The organism is Allobosea sp. UNC402CLCol (genome assembly GCF_000745475.1).
Classification (GTDB): Bacteria; Pseudomonadota; Alphaproteobacteria; order Rhizobiales; family Beijerinckiaceae; genus Allobosea; species Allobosea spartocytisi.
Window position 1 is genome coordinate 915,187 of record NZ_JQJJ01000010.1, and the last position, 23,016, is coordinate 938,202.

Below are 23,016 nucleotides of genomic sequence, written 5' to 3' on the forward strand. Positions count from 1 at the left end.
CGCTCCCCGCGCCTCTCAGCTCTTTCGCTGCCCGGCGAAGCGCGCCGCGGCCCTGAGCGTGTCCGCCGTGGCCCCGAAGCCGTCGAGCGCCTTCACCGCCGCCTCGCTCAGCCGGTCGCGCTCGCGCTTGGCGCCGTCGAGCCCCAGCACGCCGATCAGCGTCGCCTTGCCCTTGTCCTCGTCCTTCGCCGTCGCCTTGCCCATCTGGGCCACATCGGCCTCGACGTCGAGAATGTCGTCGGCGATCTGGAAGGTCGCGCCCAGCGCCCGGCCATAGGTGTCGAGCGCCGCCAGCGTCGCCACATCGGCGCCGCCCAGCCGCGCGCCGATCTCGACGCTGGCCGCCAGCAGCGCCCCGGTCTTCATCGCCTGCAGGCGCCGGATCTCCGCCTCGGTCAAGGCATGCTTCTGCGCCTCGAAGCGGCCCTCGGCGGCGAGATCGAGCATCTGGCCGCCGACCATGCCGCCAAGCCCGGAGGCGCGGGCGAGGCAGCGCACCAGCGCCACCCTGATCTCACCCGATTCATGCGTCTCCGGATCGGCCAGCACGTCGAAGGCGAGCGTCAGCAGGGCATCGCCCGCCAGGATCGCGGTTGCCTCGTCATAGGCCTTGTGGACGGTGGGGCGCCCCCGGCGCAGATCGTCGTCGTCCATCGCCGGCAGGTCGTCATGAACAAGCGAATAGCAATGCAGCAGTTCGACCGCGGCGCCGGCCCGCAGCGCCTGTGCCGAGGGAACGCCGAGAAGCCGGGCCGTCTCCACCGTCAGGAACGGCCGCAGCCGCTTGCCGCCCGCGAGCGCGCCGTGGCGCATCGCGGCGACCAGACGCGGCGGACGCAGGATTTCGCCGGCCGCCGGCGTCTCGGACAGGAGGCTCTCGAGCAGCGTCTCGACCGCCGCGGCATTCTGCGCCAGCCGGGCATCGAGATCGGCGTGGCTGGCCTGTGACGGGACGGAACTCATGCGTGGGTCTCGCGTTCGCTGCCGGGACGGGGGCCTTGCCGGACGTTTGCCGCATCGTCAAGGTGCGGGGCCATGGCGGATGCGTCGGCGGAGCGGCGGGAAACAGGGAGCGGTCTCCTGGCTTGGGTTTTCGGATGGTGCCTGAGGCTGACCTTCTGGCTCGTCCTCGCCCTCGTCGTTGCTCTGGTGCTCTATCGATTCGTGCCCGTGCCCTCGACGCTGATGCTCGGCCGCTGGCTGACGCTGCGGCCGGTCGAGCGCGAATGGGTGCCGCTGGAGCGGATTTCGCCCAATCTGATCCGTGCCGTCATCGCCTCCGAGGACCAGCGCTTCTGCAGCCATCGCGGCGTCGACTGGGTTGAGCTCAACGCGGTGATGGAAGATGAGGACGGGCCGAGCCGCGGCGCATCGACGCTGACCATGCAGACGGCCAAGAACGTCTTCCTCTGGCCGGGGCGCTCCTACATCCGCAAGGGGCTGGAAATCCCGCTCGCGATGGTGAGCGACCTCGCCTGGGGCAAGCCGCGCGTCATCGAGGTCTATCTCAACGTCGCGGAATGGGGCGAGGGCCTGTTCGGGGCCGAGGCCGCGGCGCAGCACTATTTCCGCAAATCCGCGGCCCGGCTCACCCCGGTGGAGGCGGCGCGTCTTGCCGGGGCCCTGCCGAATCCGATCCTGCGCAATCCGGGCAAGCCGAGTCGCGCGCTGCAATCGGCCTCCGGGCGCGTTCTGCGCCGCATGGGCCAGCTCGGCTCCCTTGGCAATTGCGCCTTGCCCGGCTAACTCCTCCGCGAAGACGAAGCCTGCTCCGGCGCCCGACATCGTTATGGGCAAAGGTCAGTCAGCCACTTTTTCACATGAGGCTCTAGCCAGCGCGCGCCTGAGCGTGTATGGGCAACGCCTCACGAGATTGATCCGTCGTCGTGGCGGTGGCGCAGCTTTGGCGAGCGGCGCTCCGAGCGGCGGCACGATGGAGAGTACAATGGCCGTTCCGAAGAAGAAGACGTCGCCGTCGAAGCGCGGCATGCGCCGCTCGGCCGACGCGCTGAAGCAGCCCACCTATATCGAGGACAAGAACTCCGGCGAACTGCGCCGCCCGCACCATGTCGATCTGAAGAGCGGCATGTATCGCGGCCGCCAGGTTCTCAAGGTCAAGGCCGACGCCTGAGCCGGAATGGCCGGATCGCCTCCGGCCTTCGCTCGAATCTGATGAAACCGGCCGAAAGGCCGGTTTTTTCTTTGTCTTGCCGGGCCGAGAGTCGCGCTCGGAACCTGTGAGCATGACGGCGCCGGAATGGCTGCCCTATCCGCCATATCCGGGGGTGGGGCTGTAAGCCCTTCAGCGCCTCGCCGACGACAACGCCGCCAGCCGCGCCGCGGCGCGATAAAGCAGCACGGCCGATTGCGACGTCGCCAGGCCCTTGAGCGCGAAGGGCCCGATCCGCGCTTTGAAGGCCGCGGCCTGCAGCAGCACGAGCGCGGACGCGCTGAGGTTCAACCCCTCAGGCGCTGGCCTCTCTCCGTTACGCATATGTCTCACTCCGGCACGGGCACTCTGTGACGGGGCGGAAGTTGCAAGACGGTCGCCACGCTTAACGGGGCGTTAAGCAAAAACCCTTCATCATTTCGAAACACTTCCCCAACCAGCCGGACATGGCGGGGCCGCACCAGGACGATGCGGCGCGAACAGTCCGATGAGGCCGCCCGCGATGCCTTCCCCCGCGCTTTTCAGCTTCCGCAAGGACAATGCGGCTGATCCGAGGGGATTGCTCTCGTCGATCGGCGAGGTGGTCTATAGCTGGGACATCCAGAGCGACGCGCTGAGCCTGGGCCCGAATGCCACGGATGTCTTCGGCACGCTCCCGGAGCGGGCGATGACGCGGGGCATCGGCTTCGCCGCGCTCGTCGAGCCCGGCAGCGGCCCGAGCCGCTACGACGCGATCTTCGGCTCGAGCGAGCAGGATCAGGGCGAGGGCGTGCTCTACCGCACCCGCTACGCCATCGATCTCGGCGGCCGGAAGATGTGGGCCGAGGATACCGGCCGCTGGTTCGCCGGCAGCGACGGCCGCCCGGCCTGCGCCCGCGGCGTGCTGCGGCTCGACCGTGCGGTGCGCAGCGAGGAATTCGGCTCTTCCGGCAGCGATCTCTGCGACCGCCCGGCCCTGGTCGAGCAGATCGGCCTCAGCCTGCAGGAGCATCTGCCGCAGGACCGGCCGGTGGTCGTCCTCGTCGCGGCGATCGACGAGCTTGCGCGCCTCAACGACGATTTCGGCCATGAGGCGACCGACGAGATCGTCATCACGGCGCATGAGCGGCTGCGCTCGGTGACGCGCCAGCGCGACCATCTCGTTCGCTATGCCGGCAACAGCTTCGCGATCATCCTGTCCGGCTGCCCGCGCGACCAGATCGATTCGGCGGCCCGCCGCTTCATCAAGGTGGTCGCGGAATCCGCCATCGAGACCAGCCATGGCATCGCGCTGGTGCGGCTGCGCGTCGGCGCAGCCCATGCGCCCGAGCTCGGCAGCCATGCCGGCGAATTGCTGGCAGCGGCCGAGGGCGCGCTGGCGGCGGCGCGGGCCGGCGCCTGCGAGGATGCCGTCATCGCCCGCCCGCAGCGCCGGCGCCAGGACAGGGCTGACCATGGCGGGCTCGACGTCCAGGCCGTCACCGCGCTGAACGAGCGGCGGGTGCGGCTGGCCCTGCAGCCTGTCGTCTCGGCCCGCACCCGCGAGGTCGCCTTCCACGAAGCGCTGCTGCGCGTCGGGCAGCCCGAGGCCGGCCTGTTCTTCGCTTCGGCCGAGCTGGTGCCGCTGCTCGAGCGGCGCGGCCTCGTGCGGCTGTTCGACCATCGTGTGTTCGAGTTGGCACTCGCGATGCTGGCCGGGGACCCGGCGCTCACGCTGTCGATCAACGTCTCGCCGGTCTCGCTCGGCGACCCCGAATGGCTCGACGCCTTCCTGACGCTGGCCGGCTCGTCGCGCGGCCTCGCCTCACGGCTGATCGTCGAGATCACCGAGACGGCGACCATCCAGGACCCGGTCCGGATCGCGAAGCTGCTCGCCCGGATCAAGCAGCATGGCTGCCGCATCGCCCTCGACGATTTCGGCGCGGGGCATACCTCGCTCAAGCATCTGCGCGCCTTCCCGATCGACATCCTGAAGATCGACGGGGCCTTCACGCAGAATCTGCGCCGCTCGACCGACGACCGCTTCTATGTCCGCACGCTGATCGATCTCGCGCGCCATCTCGAGGTCGAGACCGTCGCCGAATGGGTCGATGACGAGTTGCAGGCGACGATGCTGCGCGACTGGGGCGTCACCTATCTGCAGGGCCATCTCGTCGGTCGCGCCGAGCTCGTGACGGAAACCCAGCCGGAGCGCCGCCGCGCCGTCGGCTGATGCAGGCCGGGGCTGCGGCGGGCAACGCCCGCCGCCTTGGGCTCACTTGCTGCGGGAAAGCTTGTCCAGCCGCTCGCGCATTTCGGTGAGCTCGCGCTTGAGATCGCCGAGGTCGTCGGCCTTGGTCGGCTCCGACGCGGCTTCCTGCTTCGCCTTCGCGGCCGCCGCGGCGGTGAAGGGATTGAACATCCGGAAGGCCTCGGTGAAGATCTGCATGTTCGCGCGGGTCTGCGCCTGGATGGCGTCGAGCGCGGGCGCCCCGAAGGCGGTGCCGCCGAAGGCCGGGCTGCCGAAAGCCTTGCTCATCTGCTCGCGGAACTTGCTCTGCTCCTGCGCGAAATTCTCCATCGAGAATTCGAGATAGCGCGGCACCAGCGCCTGCATGCTGTCGCCGTAGAAGCGGATCAGTTGACGCAGGAACGCGATCGGCAGCAGGTTCTGACCGTCCTTGGCTTCCTCGTCGAAGATGATCTGCGCGAGCACCGAGCGGGTGATGTCCTCTCCCGACTTGGCATCGTAGACGACGAAATCCTCGCCGCCGCGCACCAGCCCGGCCAGATCCTCCAAGGTGACGTAGGAACTCGTACCCGTATGGTAGAGGCGCCGATTGGCGTATTTCTTGATGACGGTCGGTTCTTTTTCGCTGGCCATCATGTCCTGCTAGACGTTGATCCGCCCCGTGCCGGCGGTGCCGGCGCCGTTTGGCGGAACGTTCTCCCTGCCGTGACGATAGCCTCTCGGTGCTGCGCCGCAAGCTTTTTGAGCGTGCGGCGCAAAAACCGGTCGGAATTGAGGCGATGTCTCCGCCGCGACCGCGCGCTCCACAGCCGGGAGGCCCTGCCAAACGCCGGATATGGCAGTAGGGCTGACTTGACGGCGTCACGGCGGCCTTCGAAGGTGGGCGAAGGTTGCGCCGGCGGGAGCGGCGCGGCAGGTCAACATCAGAATAGCAGCAAGGAATTCCCCCATGGCAGATACGGACATCGTGATCGTCGGCGCAGCGCGCACGGCGGTAGGCGCCTTCAACGGCGCTTTTGCCAACACTCCCGCCCATGATCTCGGCGCCGCCGCGATCAAGGAAGCGCTGAAGCGCGCCAAGGTCGAGGCGGCCGAGGTCGACGAGGTCGTGCTGGGCCAGGTACTCGCCGCCGGCCAGGGCCAGAACCCCGCCCGCCAGGCCGCGATGGCCGCCGGCATCCCGCAGGAGAAGACCGCCTGGGGCCTCAACCAGCTCTGCGGCTCGGGCCTGCGCACGGTCGCCATCGGCCTGCAGCAGATCGCCAATGGCGATGCCGACATCATCGTCGCCGGCGGCATGGAATCGATGTCGCTGGCCCCGCATGCCTCGCATCTGCGCGCGGGCACCAAGATGGGCGACACCAAATTCGTCGACACCATGATCAAGGACGGGCTCTGGGACGCCTTCCACGGCTACCATATGGGCACCACGGCCGAGAACGTCGCGACCAAGTACCAGATCAGCCGCGAGGAGCAGGACCGCTTCGCCGTGGGTTCGCAGAACAAGGCCGAGGCTGCCCAGAAGGCTGGCCGGTTCAAGGACGAGATCGTTCCCTTCACCATCTCGACCCGCAAGGGCGACGTGGTCGTCGACAGCGACGAGTATCCCCGCCACGGCGCGACGCTGGAAGCCATGGCCAAGCTCAAGCCCGCCTTCTCCAAGGACGGCACGGTGACCGCCGGCAACGCCTCCGGCCTCAATGACGGCGCCGCCGCCCTCGTCATCATGACGGCCAAGGAAGCGGCCCGCCGCGGCCTCACCCCGCTCGCCCGCATCGCCTCCTGGGCGACGGCTGGCGTCGATCCGGCGATCATGGGCACGGGCCCGATCCCCTCGACCCGCAAGGCGCTGGAAAAGGCCGGCTGGAAGGTCGCCGATCTCGATCTCGTCGAGGCCAACGAGGCCTTCGCCGCGCAGGCGCTCGCGGTCAACAAAGATCTCGGCTGGAACCCTGACATCGTCAACGTCAATGGCGGTGCCATCGCGATCGGCCACCCGATCGGCGCGTCGGGCGCTCGCGTGCTGGTGACGCTGCTCCACGAGATGGCCAAGCGCGACGCCAAGAAGGGCCTCGCCACCCTCTGCATCGGCGGCGGCATGGGCGTCGCCTTGGCCGTGGAGCGCTGAGACAAGCGCCTCTGCTCATGGCGAAGCGCACGACGCTCTACCGCTATCTCACCGGGCCCGATGACGCTGCGTTCTGTCATCGGGTCACCGAAGCCTTGAGCCAGGGCTGGTCGCTCTACGGCCAGCCGACGCTCACCTTCGACGCCGCGCAAGGCCGCGTCATCTGCGGACAGGCCATCACCAAGGACGTGGACGTGCCCTACACGCCCACGTTGAAGCTATCCGAACAATAGCGGCGGCAAGCCGCGCAAGACTTCACAAGAGGGAGAATGGCTATGACGAAGGTGGCGCTGGTGACGGGGGGCACGCGCGGGATCGGCGCGGCGATCTGCAAGGCCCTGAAAGAGGCCGGATACAAGGTCGCGGCCAGCTATGCCGGCAATGACGAGGCGGCCGCCAAGTTCAAGGCCGAGACCGGCGTTTCCGTCTATAAATGGGACGTCGGCGACTATGAGTCCTGCGTCGCCGGCATCGCCAAGGTCGAGGCTGAGCTCGGGCCTGTCGACGTCCTCGTCAACAATGCCGGCATCACCCGCGACGGCATGTTCCACAAGATGACCAGGGATCAGTGGGACGCGGTGATCAACACCAACCTGAACTCGCTCTTCAACATGACCCGCCCGGTCTGGGAGGGCATGCGCGCCCGCAAATTCGGTCGCGTCATCTGCATCTCCTCGATCAACGGCCAGAAGGGCCAGATGGGTCAGGTGAACTACTCCGCCGCCAAGGCCGGCGACATCGGTTTCGTCAAGGCTCTGGCGCAGGAGGGCGCACGCGCCGGCATCACCGTGAACGCGATCTGCCCCGGCTACATCGCCACCGAAATGGTCAAGGCGATCGATCCCGCCGTGATCGAGAAGTCGATCCTGCCGCATATCCCGGTCGGGCGACTCGGCGAGCCCGAGGAGATCGCCCGGGCGGTCGTGTTCCTCGCCGGCCCGGATGCGGGCTTCATCACCGGCTCGACCCTCTCGGCCAATGGCGGCCAGTACATGGCGTGAGCCGCCCGGCAATCCGCCGTCGTTCTCGGGCGCCGCAAGGCGGTGACCCGAGAATCTCGCACCGGACGGGGAGCTCTTCCGCCAAGAGATGCCCGGGGCGCTCCCGGGCCTGAGGCTGCCCGCAGAAGCAGTGCTTCCATATTTCTATATTTCCTATATCGTGGAAATATGGAAATTACAGATGCCGTCACGCGCCTTTCCGCGCTCGCTCATGAAGGTCGCCTGGCGGTCTTCCGCATGCTCGTCCAGACAGGCCCCGACGGCATCGCCGCCGGGGAGATCGCGCGCCGCCTCGGCGTACCTCCCAGCAGCCTTTCAGCCAATCTGACCGTGCTCAGCCATGCCGGTCTGATCGCGGCGCGGCGGGAGGGCCGCTCGATCGTCTATACCGCCGGGTATGACGAGATGACGCGGCTGCTCGGTTATCTCCTCGACGATTGCTGCGGCGGATCCCCCGAGATCTGTCGGCCGCTTGCCGAGAAATTCGCGCAAGCGGCTTGCTGCGCCCATGAAACCGCCTCAGCGTAACTTCGCCATGCACGCGGCGGTCAGCCCCATTGCGGAGGCGACGCTGGCGCGCCGCCTGGCAGCGGAGGGGCTGGGAACGATGGCCCTGCTCGCCATCGTCATTGGCTCCGGCATCATGGGCGAGCGGCTGGCCGGCGGAAACATCGCGATAGCGCTTATGGGCAATACGCTGGCGACCGGGGCAGGGCTGGTCGTGCTCATCACCATCTTCGGCCCGGTGTCGGGCGCGCATTTCAACCCGGCCGTCACCCTGGTTGCGAGCCTCCGGCGCGAACTGCCCTGGAGGGTGGCTTGCGCCTATGTCGCAACGCAGCTCATCGGCGCCTTTCTCGGCGTCTGGCTCGCCCATGCCATGTTTGCCGAGCCGCTTCTGCAGGTTTCGGGCAAGCTGCGCGACGGTCCGGGCCAGGCCTTGTCGGAATTCGTCGCCACTTTCGGCCTCATCGCCGCCATTTGCGGGGCAGCGCGCTTGAGGCCGCAGGCCGTGCCGTCGATCGTCGGCCTCTACATCGTGTCAGCTTACTGGTTCACGGCCTCGACCTCCTTCGCCAACCCCGCCGTCACGCTGGCGCGCAGCCTGTCCGACAGCTTTGCGGGGATCGCTCCCGGCTCCGTGCCGGTTTTCCTTGCGGCGCAGTTGGCGGGTGCCGCGGCAGCCTCGATGGTCTTCCACTGGCTTCTTCAGGAGAATGCGGCGCCATGACTGCCGGCTTTCCGATCACCATCTTCCACAATCCCGCCTGCTGCACCTCGCGCAATGCGCTCGCGATGATCCGCGCCGCCGGCTACGAACCGACGGTCGTCCATTATCTCGACACGGGTTGGACTCTGGCGCAGCTCCGGCAATTGCTCGACGCGATGGCGGCACCGCCGCGCGACATCCTGCGCGAGAAAGGCACGCCGGCTGCCGAGATCGGCCTGCTCGATCCGGGAATCTCCGAGGATCGGATTCTGGACGCGATGGTCGCCCTGCCCATCCTGGTGAACCGCCCGATCGTCGTTACGCCGAAGGGCGTGAAGCTGGCGCGCCCTTCCGAAGTCGTGCTCGAGCTTCTGGAACGCCGCCCCGACTCGTTCACAAAGGAAGACGGCGAGGTCGTCCACTTGGCGGCGATCTAGAGCACGACGGAGCCACGCAGTCATCCCGGGCCTGACCGGGAATCCATGCCGGAGCGCTTCCGATGGAAGTTCAGGCCTTCCGCGCTCCCCTCGGCAGCAGGAAGGTCAGGAGCCCCAGTGCGGGCAGCCAGGCGCAGAGCTTGAAGACCTGGATGATGCCGACCTGGTCGGCGAGCGCGCCGAGAGCCGCCGCGGCGACGCCGCCGAGCCCGAAGGACAGGCCGTAGAACAGACCGCCGACGAGGCCGATGCGGTGCGGCACCAGATCGATGGCGTAGATCAGGATCGCCGAGAAGGCGCTCGCCATGATGAAGCTGACGATGATGCTGAGCACGCCCGTCCAGAACAAATCCGCGTAAGGCAGCGCGAGCGCGAAGGGCAGCGAGCCCAGGATCGACAGCCAGATCACCCGGTCGCGGCCGATCCGGTCGCCGATCATGCCGCCGAGGATGACGCCGATGGCGCCGACCACGAGATAGAGAAACAGCATGATCTGCGAGAGCTGCACCTCCACGCCGAAGCGCGTGATCAGGTAGAAGGTGTAGTAGGAGGTGAAGGCAGCCGTGTAGCCGTTCTTCGAGATCAGCAGCACGACCAGAACGGTCATGGCCAGGATGATGCGCCCGCGCGGCAGGCCGTGGCTGGCGATTTCCTCGACATGCTCCTTGGACGATGTCTGCTCGCGCCGCATCGCCGCATAGCGCGCGCCGATCCAGCCCATCAGCCCCATCGCCAGCAGCACGACCAGCGAGAACCAGGACAGGCTCTCCTGCCCGCGCGGCACCACCACCATCGCCGCCAGCAGCGGGCCGATGGCGTAACCGACATGGCCGCCGACCTGGAACACGCCCTGCGCCAGCCCCTGCCGCCCCGCGGCGGCGTGGCGTGCCATGCGCGTCGCTTCCGGGTGGAACACCGCAGAGCCGAGGCCGATCAGCCCGGCCGCCAGCAGCACGACGGCATAGCTGTGGGCGAAGGAGAGCAGCAGCAGCCCGGTCAGCGTCGAGCACATCCCGGCGACCATCGCATAGGGCCAGGGCCTGCGGTCGGTGACATAGCCGAGCAGCGGCTGCAGCAGCGACGACGTCACCTGGAAGGCGAGCGTGATGAAGCCGATCTGCATGAAGTCGAGCCGATAGGCATCCTTGATCAGAGGATACAGCGCCGGGATCATCGACTGGACGAGGTCGTTCAGCAGATGGGCGACGCTGAGCGCCGCCAGAACCGGCATCAACGGGCGGCGGACGACGCCTTCTATCGGGATCGTGGTCATGAATGAGGCATGATGCGAGCCGGCGTCGCGGTCAACGGTTTCCGGAACATGGCGCCCATGGCTGCCGTGCTGAGGTGCAATGCAGCATGATGCCGGGGGCTGCCGGACAAACTGGCGCCGGCCCATCGGCAAGCCCGACGAAACCTGCTATCGCCGCCCTGTTTCGAGCCCGGCTTTTCGTCATGACCTCCCGTACCGCCACTCTCATCGGCTTCTGCGCCATCCTGCTCTGGTCGACGCTCGCGCTGTTCACCGCGATGTCGGGGCGGGTGCCTCCGTTCCAGCTCGTCGCCATGACCTTCGTCATCGGCGGCCTGCTGATCCTCGCCATCACGGCGCTGCGCGGCGAGCTCAGCCGGATCAGGCCGACGCCGGCCTCCTTCGCACTGGGCCTCTACGGTCCGTTCGGCGACAGCGCGCTCTACTATGCCGCGGTGAAAACGGCGCCGCCGGCGGAAGCGAACCTGATCCATTATCTCTGGCCGCTGCTGATCGTGCTCTTCGCCGCGCTCCTGCCCGGCGGCGGGCTGAAGACCCGCCATCTCGTCGGCGCCTTCGTCGGGCTCATGGCGACCGGGCTCCTCGTTTCCGGCGGCCTCGGCAGTGGCGGCGGGCTCGCTGTCGGCCATGTGCTGGCCGCGCTTGGCGCCTTCGTCTGGGCGAGCTATTCGGTGGTCTCGCGCCGCTTCGCCGACGTGCCGTCGGAAAGCCTCTGCGTCACCATGCTGGGTTGCGCCGTGCCGGCTCTCCTCTGCCATTTCGCCTTCGAGACGACGCTGTGGTCGCTCACGGGAGTGGAGTGGGCCGGCGTTCTCGGCCTCGGGCTCGGCTCGATCGGGCTCGCCTTCGTCGTCTGGGACATCGGCATGAAGCAGGGCGATGTCGCGCTGCTCGGCGTCGCTTCCTACGCCGCCCCGGTGCTCTCGACGCTGGTGCTCGTGCTGTTCGGCTATGCGCAGGCGAGCTGGCTGCTGGCGGCCTCCTGCGCGCTCATCGTCATCGGCGCGCTGGTGGCGAGCGGGGCCGGCCGGCCATCCCGGAAATAGAGGCGCGGGTGCCTCTCTCCTTGTGGAGACCGGGCGTCTCCGAAGCCGGCAGGCCTACTGCCAGCGGCCGAAGGCGTCGCCCAGCGTCTGGGCGCCCGAGACGCCCTTCTCGAAGGTGATGATGCCGCGGCGGCCCGAGGTGAAGAGCACGGGCAGGTCGATCCAGCTCCGGTTCAGGATGAGATCGGTGTTGCGCTCGACCTCGACCGGCACGTTGGACAGGGCCGCGACGAAGAGATTGTCGCCGAGCGCCGAGTTGATCGCCGAGAGCGGCGCGCCGCGCTCGCCTTCCGCGGTCTTGAACTGCGGTACGCCGACTTCCTTGATCCCCTGCGTCGCCGGGTCGCCGGTGGCGGTGAAGCGCATGCCGACGATGTGAGAGGCGGGGAAGGCCGAATCGGTGTTGCGCCGGATGGTGAAATCGAGATTGACGCCCGCTTCCGGGATTTCGATGGTGGCGCGCACGATGGTCTCGACGGGCCGGCCCTGGCCGGCGCTCTCGCTGTCGAGCCGCCAGAAGACGCGGCCATTGACGGTGCGCGGCTGCTGGGGGTTGTCCGGGTTCTCGACATAGAGGATGGCGCGCTGGGCGACGGCGATCTCGCCGCCCGGCTGCTGCACCGGCGTGCCGGCGGCGTTGTTGCCGCCCGCGTTGTTGGAGCGGCCCTGCGTCGGCGCATTGGCGTCGCCGACGCGGTCGCCGATCTTGCCGGCATTTTCCGGCTGGGCCGGCTGCTGCCGGGCCGCGGTTTCCGCGCCGGGATGCGTCGCGTCCTGCGGCTTGAGCTTGTGGACATAGATCGCGGTGCCGGCGATGGCGGCCACCGCGACGGCGACGACCACGCCGACCACGCCGGTGCGGATGTGGCCGGGCTTCACCCGGGACTCACGCGGCGGCATGATGCGCGGGCGGGCCGGCTGGCTCTCTGCCGGCTCGGGCAGGGGCTCGCCGAATTCCTGGCCCTCGGCGGGCGGCAGAGGGGCGAATTCGGGCTGCTGCTTCGGCTCGGGCGGGCGCGGAGGCTTCGCCGCCGGCTCCTGGGGGCGAATCACCGGGCCACGAGCGGGCGGCTGCGGCGCCTCGCTATATTCGGCCTCGATCCGGGCGACGGCCTCGTCGAGCGTCAGGCGCTCGCGCATGATCTCGGCCTCGCTCAGCGGCGGATCGAGACCGCGCAACTGCGCGACGAGGGCTGCCCGCGCCCGGTCGAAGATGGCGCGGCGCGCCTCGGGTGAGTTGTCGGGCAGCCCGGCGACGGCGCGTGCCAGGATCGGGTAGAAATCGGCCATTGGCCTCACTTGTCGCTGATGACGAGCCGCGTCAACCCTCGAACGGATTATGAACGAGGATGGTGTCGTCGCGTTCCGGGCTGGTCGACAGCACGGCGACGGTGGCGCCGATCAGTTCCTCGATGCGGCGGACATACTTGATCGCCTGGGCCGGCAGATCGGCCCAGGAGCGGGCGTTGGCGGTCGAGCCTTCCCAGCCTTCGATCGTCTCATAGACCGGCTCGACGCGGGCCTGGTCGCTCTGGCCGGCGGGCAGATGCTCGATGATCTGGCCGTCGAGCTTGTAGCCGACGCAGACCTTGATCTCCTTGAAGCCGTCGAGGATGTCGAGCTTGGTCAGCGCGATACCGTCGATGCCGGAGGTCTTGACCGTCTGGCGCACGAGGCAGGCGTCGAACCAGCCGCAGCGGCGCTTGCGGCCGGTGACGACGCCGAATTCCTTGCCCTTCTGGCCGATCAATTCGCCGATCTCGTCGAAGAGTTCGGTCGGGAAGGGGCCTTCGCCGACGCGGGTGGTGTAGGCCTTGGCGATGCCCAGCACATAGCCGACGGCGGAGGGGCCCATCCCCGAGCCGGTCGCGGCCTGGCCGGCGACGATGTTCGAGGAGGTGACGAAGGGGTAGGTGCCGTGGTCGACGTCGAGCAGCGCGCCCTGCGCGCCCTCGAACAGGATGCGCTTGCCGGCGCGGCGCTGCGCATCGAGCAGCGCCCAGACGGTGTCGGCATAGGGCAGGATCTCGGGCGCGATCGCCTTGAGCTGGCCGAGCAGTTCGCGGCCGTCGACCTCGGCGATGCCGAGACCGCGGCGCAGCGCGTTGTGATGGGCAAGCAGCCGCTCGATCTTGGCCTCGAGCAGGGCCTCGTCCTTGAGATCGACGACGCGGATGGCGCGGCGGCCGACCTTGTCCTCATAGGCCGGGCCGATGCCGCGCTTGGTCGTGCCGATCTTCATGCCGGCATTCGAGGTCTCGCGGAAATGGTCGAGCTCGCGATGCAGCGGCAGGATCAGCGTCGCGTTGTCGGCGATGCGCAGGTTGTCAGGGGTGATCGCGACGCCTTGCGCGCGCAGCTTGCCGATCTCCTCGACGAGGTGCCAGGGGTCGACGACGACGCCGTTGCCGATGACCGAGAGCTTGCCGGGGCGCACGATGCCGGAAGGCAGAAGCGAGAGCTTGTAGACGACGCCGTCGATGACCAGGGTATGGCCGGCGTTATGGCCACCCTGGAAACGCACGACGACATCGGCCTGGCTGGAAAGCCAGTCGACGATCTTGCCCTTGCCCTCGTCGCCCCACTGGGCGCCGACCACCACAACATTCGCCATGAGCGAGGTGTCCCTGCTTGTTCCGCGTTGCCTCACGCAAGCGGCCCGCGCAAATGCAAAACCCCGGCGCAAGGCCGGGGTTTCGGGGCAGGTCCTTGCAAGCCCTCATGGGCCAATGCGGCGCGAAGGTCAAGTTTTGCGTAGGTCCATTTGAGGCCCCCAGCCCTCATCCTGAGGAGCCATTGCCAGGGGAATGGCCTCTTGAAGGATGGTCCGGGAGGCTCCGGAGCGATCTGGAGCCTCCTTCGAGATGCCGCTGACGCCGCCCCTCAGGATGAGGGCTTGAGCGGCCCGGACAGGTGCAAAATGGGGGGCGGATCCATGGGTAAACAGCCGGAGCATGGCGGATCTGCAGGATCTGCGCAGTAATGCTGCCGCAATCGCGCGTAAGGGCTAAGGGGCATCGTCGGCGCGTGGCAGGAATCGTGCTTGCCGGCGCGGGCCGCAGAAGGGGAAGAACAGCAATATGACCAAGCTCGACGACTGGCTCGGCCAGCACCATGCCGCGTTCACGGCGATCCGCCGCGACATCCACGCCCATCCCGAACTCGGCCTGGAAGAGCACCGCACCGCCAAGCTCGTCGCCGACAGCTTGCGCGAATGGGGCATCGAGGTCACCGAGAAGGTCGGCCAGACCGGCGTCGTCGGCGTCATCCGCGGCAAGCAGCCGGGCGGGCGCGCCATCGGCCTGCGCGCCGATATGGACTGCCTGGCGCTGGAGGAGACGACGAACCTTCCCTATTCCTCGAAGAATCCCGGCCGGATGCATGCCTGCGGCCATGACGGCCACACCACCATGCTGCTGGCGGCCGCGCGCTATCTCGCCGAGAACCGGGATTTCGCCGGCACCGTCAACCTGATCTTCCAGCCGGCCGAGGAAGGCCGCGGCGGCGCCAACGCCATGCTGGCCGACGGTCTCTTCGACCGCTTCCCCTGCGACGCGATCTACGGGCTGCACAACACGCCGGGCATGCCGACCGGCAGCTTCGGCACCACCGTCGGCCCGTTCCTGGCGGCGGCGGATAGCTGGAAGGTGACCTTCCGCGGCCTCGGCGGCCATGGCGGCTCGCAGCCGCATCGCTCGACCGACATCACCTATGCGCAGGCGCATTTCGTGCTCGGCCTGCAGGGCATCGTCGGCCGCAACGTCGCGCCGCTGGACACCGCCGTGATCAGCGTTGGCTACATCCATGGCGGCGACGTCAACGCCTCGAACGTGATCCCCTCCGAGCTCGTCATCGGCGGCACGGCCCGCACCTATTCGCAGGAGGTGCGCGATACGGTGGAGCGGCGCATCGCCGAGCTTGCTCTGGCCACGGCGCAGGCCTGGGGCTGCCAGGCGGAGCCGTATTATCACCGCGGCACCAGCCCGCTGGTCAACGAGGCCGAGCAGGTTCGCGTTGCCGTCGCCGCGGCGACGCAGGCCGCCGGCGCTGAGCATGTCAACGGCCAGCTCCGTCCCGGCACGGGCGGCGAGGACTTCGCCGAGATGATGCTGGTGCGGCCCGGTGCCTTCATGCGCATCGGCAACGGCGTCAATCCGGACGGTTCCTTCGTCGGCCTGCACACGCCGCTCTACGACTTCAACGACGCGATCATCCCGGCCGGCGTGCGCTACTGGGTTGGCCTCGTCGATCAGGAGCTCGGCCAGGGCCTGCGGGCCGTCGCGGCGGAGTAACGGAGCGCCTGCACGGGAACTGTCATGCCCGTCCTTGTGGCGGGCATCCACGTCTTCGGCTCCCCTTGGCGAGCGATGCGGGCTAAAGACGTGGATGGTCGGGACGAGCCCGACCATGACGGTATGCGGAATGATGCCATGAAAACCCTCGCCATCTCGACCCTGACCATCTGCGGCATCGAGGAACTGCCGGGCAACAGCGCCCGCGAGGTCACGCATGTGCTCTCAGTGCTCGATCCCGACCGGGCCGAAATCGAGGCCTTCGGCGCCTATGGCACGCATGAGCGGGTGACGCTGCGCTTCCACGACATCATCGATCCGGCCCCGGACAGGATCATGCCGGCGCCGGGGCATGTCGCGGAGATCCTCGGCTTCGGCGAGGGCTTGCGCGCCTCGGCGGTGGGCCGGAAGGCCGGCCATCTGCTGGTGCATTGCCATATGGGCATCTCGCGCTCGACGGCGGCGATGCTGACCCTGATGGCGCAGGCCGATCCGCATGAGGGCGAGGACGCGCTGTTCGCGCGTCTGCGCGAGATCCGGCCTCAGGCCTGGCCGAATTCGGTGATGGTCGGCTTCGCCGACGAGCAGCTCGGCCGCCATGGCCGGCTGACCGAGGCCCTGGGCCGGCATTATGCGCACCAGATCGCGGCGCAGCCGAAATTCCGGACCTGGATGAACGATCTCGGCCGCAAGCGCGAGCTGGAAATGGCGGTTTAGCTCGCCGACGAGGCGGAGCGTCCGGGCATATCGACCGACAGAGGGCCGCCGACATGAAAACGGCCCCGCCGAAGCAGGGCCGTCGTCGACTTACGGCAAGGACTTACTTTGCCCAGCGGCCTTCATATTTGAACTGCGGCGCGGCCTTGAGAGCGTCCTTCGTGGTCTCCATCGTGGCCGACCACTTCTTGTCGTTCTCGGAATAGTTCACCTTCACGGCGGCCGGCGAGACGATCACATAGTGCTCGCCCATGCCGAGGAAGCCGCCCGCGGAAACGATGTAGCCGGCGATCTGGCCGTTCGACATGACGATGTCCTTGATCTCGCCGATCTTGTCCTTGGCGGAGTTCTGGACATTGAGGCCGATCAGGTTGCTGCTCAGTACGTCGGTCGGCTTGGCGGCGACATAGACTTCCTTCACCGCCGTCGTGCTGGTAGCCGTTTGCGCATAGGCGCTGGTCGAAAGAACAGTTGCAGAAATGATGGCGATGGCGACATTGCGCATGAAAGTAAACTCCAAACCATGAATTCCCCAGGTGATAGAGACAACGCCGCCTCTCGCCATGGGTTCCTGCTTCGGGTATTCTTTTATTTCAGATCATTTGCGCGATCGGCCTCCGGTTGCCGATGCAAGGTGCCTTCACGCCCCGGAGCGAGGCGCTCCGGGGCGTGAAGGCCTCTGGCCTCAATCCGTCGCCTGCGGCAGCGGCTGCTCGTCATAGGAGAGCTCGCGGTCGCCCGGCGATTTGATGCGGTAGGCGAGCCGGAGTTCCTTCTCGCCGCCCGGTGCGAGATCGAAGGTCCAGGAGGAGACGCCGCGCTTGTCGCCGACCTGCTTCTCGGTCGGTGGCGTGGTCTGGGCCGCGATCGTCTCGACCGTGATCGCGCTGTTCTCGGAGTAGGGGGTGCGCTGCAGCACGGTGACCTTGACGGCTTGAGCATGCAGGCTCTTCACCACCGTGCGGAACTCGCGCTGGTCGGTGCGGGTCTGGTTGAGCCAGCGCGGCTCGTTCTCGCGGCGCTTCACCGGGGCGAAGCTGACCTTGATCCGGTCGTCGGCGCCGAAGCCGAGCGAGACCTCGTCACCCGGCGCGACGAGCCCGATCCGGCCCGTGCCGACATAAGTGCCGTCGCGATGCAGCGCGACCTTGCCCGGCAGGAGCGGGGCTTCCTCGTCATGATTGAAGGCGGCTTCGAGGAAGGCCTTCTGTTCCAGCTCCGGCACGCTGCGGGCCGACAGCGTCGGCTCGGCCTTGCGCTGCGTGAGCACGACCGTCTTCACCGTGCCGTCCTGCGGAATGGTGGCCCGGCCGGGCACCTGGAAGCTCGCCTGATAGGGGCCGGCTTCGATCCGGGCGGTCTGGACTTCCGCCGGTGTGGGCGGCGCTGCGGCGCGTTGCGACGCGGCCTTTGCCTCTGCCTGCTCGGCCAGAGCCTCGGCCTCCGCCTTGGCGCGGGCGGCGGCCATCGGCGCAGGCGCAACCTTGCGCAAACGGCTTTCATAGATCGCCGGCGGCTCGAAGAACGCGATCTGCATCGGCTGGAGCTCGGGCGCGCCGGTGCCGCCGGCCGAGCGCGTCGTCGACAGCGTCAGCGCGACGTCGCCCCAGTCCTCGCCGGTGCGCTGGCGGATCTCGGCGCGGCGGGTCAGCGCCAGTTCCGGCTTCGCCGTCGTGGTCGTCAATCGCGCCTCGTAGGCGGGAACCCATTGCGCGCCGCTGACGCGATAGCTGACCGTGAACTCGGCCGCGACCGGCTGCGGGGCCTCGACCGCGATGGCGACGTCGCGCTTCGGCGCGCCGGGGCGGCCACCTTGCGGGCGGGCGCTTTCGAGCGCGGCGATCTCGGCCTCGACATCCGCGAGCTTGCCGCGCTCGCCGCGCAGATCGTTCTGGACCTTGACCAAAGCGGTGCCGATCGCCTCGAACACTGTCGGCCAGTCGGCGACGGGCAGGGCCTTGCCGTCCGGGCCGAGCTTGTCGGGGCCGGTCTGGGCGAAGCGTTCGATGGTGGTGCGCTGGGCTTCGATCGCGGCGATGCGGCCCTCATGCGCGCCCTTCTCGTCGCGCAGCGCCTTGAGCTTGTCCTCGGCGGTCTTGTCGAGGACCGGCTTCGCCTCGCCCGGGGTGACGCGGACATCGATGGCGCCGACCGAGAACGAGCCGTCGCCTTTCCCCTCGATGCGGATGGAGGCCGGGTCGATCGTCGCCGGCAGGCCACGCAGCACGATCTGCGAGGCACCCTGCAGCAGGTCGGCCTTGCCCAGGCGGGTGACGATAGCGCCGTCGGGATAGACCGTGACGCGGTCGATGCGGCTCGAAAGCTCGGTCTCGGCGGCGCTGGCGAGGCCAGGCGCGATCACGAGGGCGGCGGCGAGGCCGTATTTCATGAAGTTTCCCCCTCCAAATCAAAGTCACGAGGCCGTGATAGACGGTGCCGAATCCGGCGCGCCCAAGGCGAAATCGAGCCTAACTGCGGATAGGCCCGCTGGGCCATGGCCTCGTCCTCCATTCGCAGGGGCGTCGGCCGGGCGGGACGCGCTTTCCGGCGGTGGCGGCAAGGCGCCAGCCTCGGGGCTCGTCACGTGACGGTTGCCCCCGCAGCGGATGCGCGCCGGTCGCTTCAAGGTCAGGCGCCGGCATCCCCGCGGTCGCGCCGGTGCTGCTCGGTGCCCTGCCGAGGCGCCAGCCATGGCTCCCGGCGGATGGTCCAGAGCTCATAGGCGGGCACGAGCGCGCTCGGCGGGCTGTCCAGGGTGCCGAGCTTGATCTCGATCTCGTCCGAACCTTCCGCCCAGCAGAACAGCGGCGAGCCGCATCGCGGGCAGAAGCGCTCGCCGCCCGCCCGGCTCTGCCAGCATCCGAGCTCGCCGGAGAGCGTCGCGCCGGCCCGGGGCCAGATTCCGAAGAAGGAGAAGGCCGCGCCCGAGCCCTTCCGGCAGGTTTCGCAATGGCAGATGCCGACGCGGATCGGCTCGCCGTCGAGTTCGTAGCGGACCTGTCCGCAATTGCAGCCGCCTGAAAGTCTCATCGTGGTCTCGCGCATCCCCGGTGATCGCCAGCATGGACGACAGAGCAACGGTGCTTCGTGCGGAACGGTTCCGGCGAATTGTGCCGGACGGCGCGGGTTTTCCGCAAGGGTTTGGGGATGTGCGGGAGTGCCAAGGCAGGTCGGCGTTCGGCCCGAAATCAGCGCTACGTCCCGGACGACGGGCGGTGGTCCGCGATGACCTCGGTGACGATCCTCCCGGCTTTTTCAATCGAGCGAGCATCCTGACCGGCGCTTGCGAGGGTGATGAGGGCCTTCCACAAGGCCCATCCGCGAGCACGACTCCAGGTGTTGTCGTCAAGCGCGAGTTCGGCGCGGAACGCAGCGCGGCTGTCTCCGGAAAACTCTGTCCAGGCCATCACCAGATCGCAGGCGGGGTCGCCTACAGCCGAGCTTCCGAAATCAATGACTGCACAAAGGGCTCCGTCCTTGACCAGCAGATTGCCCGAGGCGATGTCGCCGTGAACCCATAGCGGCTGGCCGCTCCATTCCGACGAGAGTGCCGTTTCCCACACCTCGGCGGCGGAGGCGGCATCAATCCGTCCGGTGAGGGCCGTCAAAGCGGACCGCGTTTCCGAGTCGTAGATGGCAAGGCGCCCGCCACGATGAAAATTGTGGTTCCCGGCGGCAGGTCCGCCGGTGGCATCGATCCGGTGCAATGCAGCCAGGAAGGAGCCCAATGATCGGGCCAAAGCAGGCAGGTCGGCAATATCGCCGGTCGTTGCAGGCTCGCCTTGAAGCCATCGATAGATCGACCAGGGCCAAGGGTAACCTTCGCCTGGCGCGCCCATCGCCAACGGAACCGGGATCGGAAGGGGCAAGTTCGGAGCCAGCCTCGGCAGCCAGCGGTGCTCCTTTTCGACCTGCGGGACATAGCGTTCTGCGCTCGGCAAGCGAACGGACAGCTCCTGGCCAAGGCGAAAGGTTCGATTGTCCCAGCCTCCCGGCTGGACGGCTTCCAGTGCCAGCGTCGCGTATTGCGGAAACTGGGCCTTGATCAGGCGACCAACCAGCTCAACGCTGATCGTTGCAGGCAGGTGCTTCTCCGGGTGTGGCATCGCCGCTTCCAATAACACCGGTTTCGGCTTCCCGCCCGTTGCGGACGCCTCCGGTTCATGAGAAGCCGCGCCCATGCTGAAACGGATCACGCAATGGGCAGGACGGGTCAAGCGTGACGCCGTCGCTCTTTGGATTGCCGCGCGCGATCCGCGGACGCCGTTGATCGCGAAAGCCGTCGCTGCCGCGGTCGCCGCTTACGCCCTCAGTCCGATCGACCTCATTCCGGATTTCATTCCGGTCCTGGGCTATCTGGATGACCTGCTCATCGGGCCCGCCGGGATCGCTCTGGCGGTCCGCCTCATCCCGGCCGAGCTCATGAGCGAGTTTCGAAGGCAGGCCGATGAGCGCGCGGGCCGACCGCGCAGCGCCGTCGGGGCTGCGATCATCGTCCTGATCTGGTTGCTGGGCTTGGCCGCTCTCGGCTTCTGGGCTTTCCAGCGGTTCCACTGACAGCCCTCACGCCCTGCCGCGTTCGCTCGCATGAGGCTTGACGCGACGGTCGAGGAAATTGCGCAGCTCCGTGACGCGGCGCTCGGCGTCCAGCACCTCGCGGTCGAGGCCATGGGCCCAGGCGAGGTCCTGGCGGGCGGGGTCGGCGTCGAGCGTCTCGAGGTCCGCGAGCCAATCCTTCGCGGTGGCCTCGTCCTTGCGGAAGCCTTCCTCGATCAGCAGCGGCACCATGCGGCCGAGGATGGAGGCGACCTGTTTCAGCGGGAATTCGGGGTGATACTGCACGCCCCAGAAGGTGCCGCCATTATGCTTGATCTCGGCGGCCTGGACCTGGCTGATGGCGTTCGAGGCGAGGATCGTTGTGCCATGCGGCGGCAGGGCGACGCTGTCGAGATGGATCGCCGGGGCGTCGAAGGCGGCGGGGCGCCCGGCCAGCAGCGCGTGGCCACGGCCGATCTCGGTCGGCGCGATGCGCCGGGCGAAGCCGACCTCGCGCCCGTTCGGATTGGCGGTGACGGTGCCGCCGGCCGCGACCGCGCCCATCTGGATGCCCCAGCAGGAGCCGAAGCTGGGCGTGCCGCTGGCATAGATCGCGCGCATCAGTTCGATCTGCCGGGTCACGGCCGGCTCGATCTTGTAGATGTGCAGGGCCGAGCCGGTGAGGAAGATGCCGTCATAGGATTCCAGTCCCGCGGCATCCGGCAGATTGGCGCCCTCATCCGCCGGCAGGCAGATATCCGAGACGATGCCGGGGGCGATCGCGGCGATTTCGGCCGCATAGGCCTCGGCCGGGGTCGCGCCATAGCCGGCGACATGCTCCTCGCGATGCTCGCGCGTATTGCCTTCGACGAAGAGCAGGCGGAGGGGACGGTGGCCGGTCTGGATCATGGGCAGGGTTCCGAGGGATGCATCGGGCGACGGGCAGGTGTGCGCGCAATCTCATAGGAGGGGCGGGTTGCGCAAGGTTATGCAAAGCTCCTTCCTCGCGACAGGGCCGAAACGTGTACCCCTCCCAGACATGGCTGCATCGGGCCTGGGCGAATGCCTATCTTCTGATGATCCTGACGACGCTGATGTGGGCCGGCAACGCCGTGGCGAGCCGGCTCGCCGTCGGCAACATCTCGCCCATGGCGCTGACCTCGTTCCGGTGGATCGCGGTCTGCGCGGTCTTGCCCTGGCTGCTGCGCGACCAGCTCCGCATCCATTGGCCGGCGCTGCGGGCGCGCTGGGGGTTCATCGCCCTGCTCGGCATGGGCGGTTTCACCATGTTCAACATGCTGATGTATCTCGCTGCCTATTCGACCTCGGCAATCAATATCGGCATTCTTCAGGGCTCGATCCCGATCTTCGTGCTGATCGGCGCCTTCCTGGCCTATCGCACGCGGATCGGCCTGATGCAGGCGCTCGGCGTCGCGGTGACGCTGATCGGTGTCGCGGTCACGGCGAGCCGGGGCGATTTCCATGTCCTGACCGGCCTGCGCTTCGCGGCAGGAGACCTGTTCATGATCCTCGCCTGTGTGTTCTACGCGGGCTACACGGTCGCCGTGCGCAATCGGCCGCCGATGCCGGGGCTGGTCTTCTTCACCGCGGTCGCCTGCTTCGCCTGCGTGATCTCGCTGCCGCTGCTCGCGGCCGAGATCGCGCTCGGCCAGTACTACGCGCCGACGCCGAAGGGCTGGCTCATCCTCGCTTTCGTCGTGATCGGCCCCTCGCTCCTGTCGCAGCTCGCCTTCTTGCGGGCGGTCGAGCTGATCGGGCCGGGCCGGGCCGGCGTCTTCGTCAATCTCGTGCCGGTCTTCGCGCCGATTCTCGCCGTGGCGATCATCGGCGAGCCTTTCGGCCTCTACCATGCGGTCGCGCTCGCGTTGGTGCTCGGCGGCATCTTCATCGCCGAGCGGCTGGGGCGATAGAGCATTTCCGCCTTTCTGCGAAAACGCTCTATCTCCTTGTTTTATCGGATTTTCTTCACGCGAGCC

25 protein-coding genes are annotated in these 23,016 nt (G+C 67.9%); 14 read left to right on the forward strand and 11 right to left on the reverse strand.

Annotation, left to right across the window (positions count from 1 at the left end; genetic code table 11):
* Positions 1-15 precede the first annotated feature (15 nt).
* Complete coding sequence (locus GY40_RS16180; RefSeq protein ID WP_051988131.1) at positions 16-963, reverse strand: polyprenyl synthetase family protein; 948 nt, start codon at positions 961-963, stop codon at positions 16-18.
* Positions 964-1,035: 72 nt separating this feature from the next.
* Here GY40_RS16180 and mtgA point away from each other — a divergent pair, with 72 nt between their 5' ends.
* Together mtgA and rpmF are read left to right on the forward strand one after the other, a co-directional pair.
* Positions 1,036-1,746, forward strand: coding sequence for a monofunctional biosynthetic peptidoglycan transglycosylase (mtgA, locus tag GY40_RS16185; RefSeq protein WP_081925442.1), 711 nt, complete (start codon positions 1,036-1,038; stop codon positions 1,744-1,746).
* Positions 1,747-1,945: 199 nt separating this feature from the next.
* Positions 1,946-2,131 carry a 50S ribosomal protein L32 gene (gene rpmF / locus GY40_RS16190; protein WP_038363858.1) on the forward strand — a complete coding sequence of 62 codons (186 nt, stop codon included), beginning with the start codon at positions 1,946-1,948 and terminating at the stop codon, positions 2,129-2,131.
* 171 nt (positions 2,132-2,302) lie between these two features.
* On the opposite strand, the gene GY40_RS27625 is transcribed toward rpmF, so the two are convergent.
* The gene (locus GY40_RS27625) at positions 2,303-2,494 is read right to left on the reverse strand and encodes a hypothetical protein (protein WP_156115969.1); all 192 of its coding nucleotides are present in this window, start codon (positions 2,492-2,494) and stop codon (positions 2,303-2,305) included.
* 178 nt (positions 2,495-2,672) lie between these two features.
* On the opposite strand from GY40_RS27625, the gene GY40_RS16195 reads away from it, so the two are divergent.
* Positions 2,673-4,361, forward strand: coding sequence for a GGDEF domain-containing phosphodiesterase (locus GY40_RS16195; RefSeq protein ID WP_051988132.1), 1,689 nt, complete (start codon positions 2,673-2,675; stop codon positions 4,359-4,361).
* A gap of 42 nt (positions 4,362-4,403) precedes the next feature.
* Here the strand turns inward: GY40_RS16195 and phaR are convergent, their stop codons facing one another.
* Positions 4,404-5,012 (reverse strand): polyhydroxyalkanoate synthesis repressor PhaR, encoded by a 609-nt coding sequence (phaR, locus tag GY40_RS16200; RefSeq protein ID WP_156115970.1) that lies wholly within the window; start codon positions 5,010-5,012, stop codon positions 4,404-4,406.
* Between the two features lie 316 nt (positions 5,013-5,328).
* Here phaR and GY40_RS16205 point away from each other — a divergent pair, with 316 nt between their 5' ends.
* From GY40_RS16205 to arsC, 6 genes are all read left to right on the forward strand, one after another.
* Positions 5,329-6,507 carry an acetyl-CoA C-acetyltransferase gene (locus GY40_RS16205; RefSeq protein WP_051988133.1) on the forward strand — a complete coding sequence of 393 codons (1,179 nt, stop codon included), beginning with the start codon at positions 5,329-5,331 and terminating at the stop codon, positions 6,505-6,507.
* A gap of 17 nt (positions 6,508-6,524) precedes the next feature.
* The gene (locus GY40_RS16210; RefSeq protein ID WP_038363866.1) at positions 6,525-6,740 is read left to right on the forward strand and encodes a DUF1737 domain-containing protein; all 216 of its coding nucleotides are present in this window, start codon (positions 6,525-6,527) and stop codon (positions 6,738-6,740) included.
* Positions 6,741-6,782: 42 nt separating this feature from the next.
* Positions 6,783-7,508 carry a beta-ketoacyl-ACP reductase gene (locus GY40_RS16215; RefSeq protein WP_038363868.1) on the forward strand — a complete coding sequence of 242 codons (726 nt, stop codon included), beginning with the start codon at positions 6,783-6,785 and terminating at the stop codon, positions 7,506-7,508.
* 168 nt (positions 7,509-7,676) lie between these two features.
* Complete coding sequence (locus tag GY40_RS16220; protein ID WP_038363870.1) at positions 7,677-8,036, forward strand: ArsR/SmtB family transcription factor; 360 nt, start codon at positions 7,677-7,679, stop codon at positions 8,034-8,036.
* A complete protein-coding gene (locus GY40_RS16225) occupies positions 8,017-8,739 on the forward strand; it encodes an aquaporin (protein ID WP_282568288.1) in 723 nt (240 codons plus the stop codon). Before GY40_RS16220 ends, GY40_RS16225 begins: the two co-directional genes overlap by 20 nt.
* Positions 8,736-9,155: an arsenate reductase (glutaredoxin) gene (gene arsC, locus GY40_RS16230; RefSeq protein ID WP_038363873.1), complete on the forward strand. Its 420-nt coding sequence runs from the start codon at positions 8,736-8,738 to the stop codon at positions 9,153-9,155. Before GY40_RS16225 ends, arsC begins: the two co-directional genes overlap by 4 nt.
* A gap of 70 nt (positions 9,156-9,225) precedes the next feature.
* Here arsC and GY40_RS16235 read toward each other — a convergent pair whose 3' ends face one another.
* A complete protein-coding gene (locus GY40_RS16235) occupies positions 9,226-10,428 on the reverse strand; it encodes an MFS transporter (RefSeq protein WP_038363875.1) in 1,203 nt (400 codons plus the stop codon).
* A gap of 182 nt (positions 10,429-10,610) precedes the next feature.
* Between GY40_RS16235 and GY40_RS16240 the strand changes: the two genes are divergently transcribed.
* Positions 10,611-11,474: an aromatic amino acid exporter YddG gene (locus GY40_RS16240; protein ID WP_038363877.1), complete on the forward strand. Its 864-nt coding sequence runs from the start codon at positions 10,611-10,613 to the stop codon at positions 11,472-11,474.
* 54 nt (positions 11,475-11,528) lie between these two features.
* On the opposite strand, the gene GY40_RS16245 is transcribed toward GY40_RS16240, so the two are convergent.
* Both GY40_RS16245 and GY40_RS16250 read right to left on the reverse strand, forming a co-directional pair.
* Positions 11,529-12,764, reverse strand: coding sequence for a hypothetical protein (locus tag GY40_RS16245; RefSeq protein WP_038363878.1), 1,236 nt, complete (start codon positions 12,762-12,764; stop codon positions 11,529-11,531).
* A gap of 31 nt (positions 12,765-12,795) precedes the next feature.
* Positions 12,796-14,088, reverse strand: a complete 1,293-nt coding sequence (locus tag GY40_RS16250; protein WP_038363881.1) for an adenylosuccinate synthase — start codon at positions 14,086-14,088, stop codon at positions 12,796-12,798.
* Between the two features lie 466 nt (positions 14,089-14,554).
* Here GY40_RS16250 and GY40_RS16255 point away from each other — a divergent pair, with 466 nt between their 5' ends.
* Together GY40_RS16255 and GY40_RS16260 are read left to right on the forward strand one after the other, a co-directional pair.
* A complete protein-coding gene (locus tag GY40_RS16255) occupies positions 14,555-15,766 on the forward strand; it encodes a M20 aminoacylase family protein (RefSeq protein ID WP_038363883.1) in 1,212 nt (403 codons plus the stop codon).
* Between the two features lie 138 nt (positions 15,767-15,904).
* A complete protein-coding gene (locus GY40_RS16260) occupies positions 15,905-16,483 on the forward strand; it encodes a tyrosine phosphatase family protein (protein ID WP_038364456.1) in 579 nt (192 codons plus the stop codon).
* A 103-nt stretch (positions 16,484-16,586) separates the two neighbouring features.
* Here the strand turns inward: GY40_RS16260 and GY40_RS16265 are convergent, their stop codons facing one another.
* From GY40_RS16265 to GY40_RS16280, 4 genes are all read right to left on the reverse strand, one after another.
* Complete coding sequence (locus tag GY40_RS16265) at positions 16,587-16,988, reverse strand: PRC-barrel domain-containing protein (RefSeq protein ID WP_038363885.1); 402 nt, start codon at positions 16,986-16,988, stop codon at positions 16,587-16,589.
* A 180-nt stretch (positions 16,989-17,168) separates the two neighbouring features.
* Entirely contained in the window at positions 17,169-18,872 is a 1,704-nt protein-coding gene (locus tag GY40_RS16270; RefSeq protein WP_038363887.1) for a mucoidy inhibitor MuiA family protein, read from the reverse strand.
* 239 nt (positions 18,873-19,111) lie between these two features.
* The gene (locus tag GY40_RS16275; protein WP_038364458.1) at positions 19,112-19,513 is read right to left on the reverse strand and encodes a GFA family protein; all 402 of its coding nucleotides are present in this window, start codon (positions 19,511-19,513) and stop codon (positions 19,112-19,114) included.
* Between the two features lie 164 nt (positions 19,514-19,677).
* On the reverse strand, positions 19,678-20,589 hold the full coding sequence (locus GY40_RS16280) for an aminoglycoside phosphotransferase family protein (protein ID WP_038363889.1): 912 nt from the start codon (positions 20,587-20,589) through the stop codon (positions 19,678-19,680).
* 73 nt (positions 20,590-20,662) lie between these two features.
* On the opposite strand from GY40_RS16280, the gene GY40_RS16285 reads away from it, so the two are divergent.
* Complete coding sequence (locus tag GY40_RS16285; protein ID WP_038363890.1) at positions 20,663-21,040, forward strand: YkvA family protein; 378 nt, start codon at positions 20,663-20,665, stop codon at positions 21,038-21,040.
* Between the two features lie 6 nt (positions 21,041-21,046).
* Here the strand turns inward: GY40_RS16285 and GY40_RS16290 are convergent, their stop codons facing one another.
* Entirely contained in the window at positions 21,047-21,928 is an 882-nt protein-coding gene (locus GY40_RS16290; protein WP_038363893.1) for a type 1 glutamine amidotransferase, read from the reverse strand.
* 113 nt (positions 21,929-22,041) lie between these two features.
* Here GY40_RS16290 and GY40_RS16295 point away from each other — a divergent pair, with 113 nt between their 5' ends.
* Complete coding sequence (locus GY40_RS16295; RefSeq protein ID WP_051988135.1) at positions 22,042-22,950, forward strand: DMT family transporter; 909 nt, start codon at positions 22,042-22,044, stop codon at positions 22,948-22,950.
* The last annotated feature ends 66 nt before the right edge of the window (positions 22,951-23,016 follow it).

Coding starts and splice junctions, on each gene's coding strand:
- GY40_RS16290 (WP_038363893.1), bottom strand. CDS start 21,928: ATGATCCAGACCGGCCACCGTCCCCTCCGCCTGCTCTTCGTCGAAGGC.
- GY40_RS16260 (WP_038364456.1), top strand. CDS start 15,905: ATGAAAACCCTCGCCATCTCGACCCTGACCATCTGCGGCATCGAGGAA.
- GY40_RS16270 (WP_038363887.1), bottom strand. CDS start 18,872: ATGAAATACGGCCTCGCCGCCGCCCTCGTGATCGCGCCTGGCCTCGCC.
- mtgA (WP_081925442.1), top strand. CDS start 1,036: ATGGCGGATGCGTCGGCGGAGCGGCGGGAAACAGGGAGCGGTCTCCTG.
- GY40_RS16250 (WP_038363881.1), bottom strand. CDS start 14,088: ATGGCGAATGTTGTGGTGGTCGGCGCCCAGTGGGGCGACGAGGGCAAG.
- GY40_RS16255 (WP_038363883.1), top strand. CDS start 14,555: ATGACCAAGCTCGACGACTGGCTCGGCCAGCACCATGCCGCGTTCACG.
- GY40_RS16245 (WP_038363878.1), bottom strand. CDS start 12,764: ATGGCCGATTTCTACCCGATCCTGGCACGCGCCGTCGCCGGGCTGCCC.
- GY40_RS16205 (WP_051988133.1), top strand. CDS start 5,329: ATGGCAGATACGGACATCGTGATCGTCGGCGCAGCGCGCACGGCGGTA.
- rpmF (WP_038363858.1), top strand. CDS start 1,946: ATGGCCGTTCCGAAGAAGAAGACGTCGCCGTCGAAGCGCGGCATGCGC.
- GY40_RS16280 (WP_038363889.1), bottom strand. CDS start 20,589: ATGCCACACCCGGAGAAGCACCTGCCTGCAACGATCAGCGTTGAGCTG.
- GY40_RS16285 (WP_038363890.1), top strand. CDS start 20,663: ATGCTGAAACGGATCACGCAATGGGCAGGACGGGTCAAGCGTGACGCC.
- GY40_RS16240 (WP_038363877.1), top strand. CDS start 10,611: ATGACCTCCCGTACCGCCACTCTCATCGGCTTCTGCGCCATCCTGCTC.
- GY40_RS27625 (WP_156115969.1), bottom strand. CDS start 2,494: ATGCGTAACGGAGAGAGGCCAGCGCCTGAGGGGTTGAACCTCAGCGCG.
- GY40_RS16220 (WP_038363870.1), top strand. CDS start 7,677: ATGGAAATTACAGATGCCGTCACGCGCCTTTCCGCGCTCGCTCATGAA.
- phaR (WP_156115970.1), bottom strand. CDS start 5,012: ATGGCCAGCGAAAAAGAACCGACCGTCATCAAGAAATACGCCAATCGG.
- GY40_RS16180 (WP_051988131.1), bottom strand. CDS start 963: ATGAGTTCCGTCCCGTCACAGGCCAGCCACGCCGATCTCGATGCCCGG.
- arsC (WP_038363873.1), top strand. CDS start 8,736: ATGACTGCCGGCTTTCCGATCACCATCTTCCACAATCCCGCCTGCTGC.
- GY40_RS16275 (WP_038364458.1), bottom strand. CDS start 19,513: ATGAGACTTTCAGGCGGCTGCAATTGCGGACAGGTCCGCTACGAACTC.
- GY40_RS16215 (WP_038363868.1), top strand. CDS start 6,783: ATGACGAAGGTGGCGCTGGTGACGGGGGGCACGCGCGGGATCGGCGCG.
- GY40_RS16195 (WP_051988132.1), top strand. CDS start 2,673: ATGCCTTCCCCCGCGCTTTTCAGCTTCCGCAAGGACAATGCGGCTGAT.
- GY40_RS16265 (WP_038363885.1), bottom strand. CDS start 16,988: ATGCGCAATGTCGCCATCGCCATCATTTCTGCAACTGTTCTTTCGACC.
- GY40_RS16235 (WP_038363875.1), bottom strand. CDS start 10,428: ATGACCACGATCCCGATAGAAGGCGTCGTCCGCCGCCCGTTGATGCCG.
- GY40_RS16225 (WP_282568288.1), top strand. CDS start 8,017: ATGAAACCGCCTCAGCGTAACTTCGCCATGCACGCGGCGGTCAGCCCC.
- GY40_RS16210 (WP_038363866.1), top strand. CDS start 6,525: ATGGCGAAGCGCACGACGCTCTACCGCTATCTCACCGGGCCCGATGAC.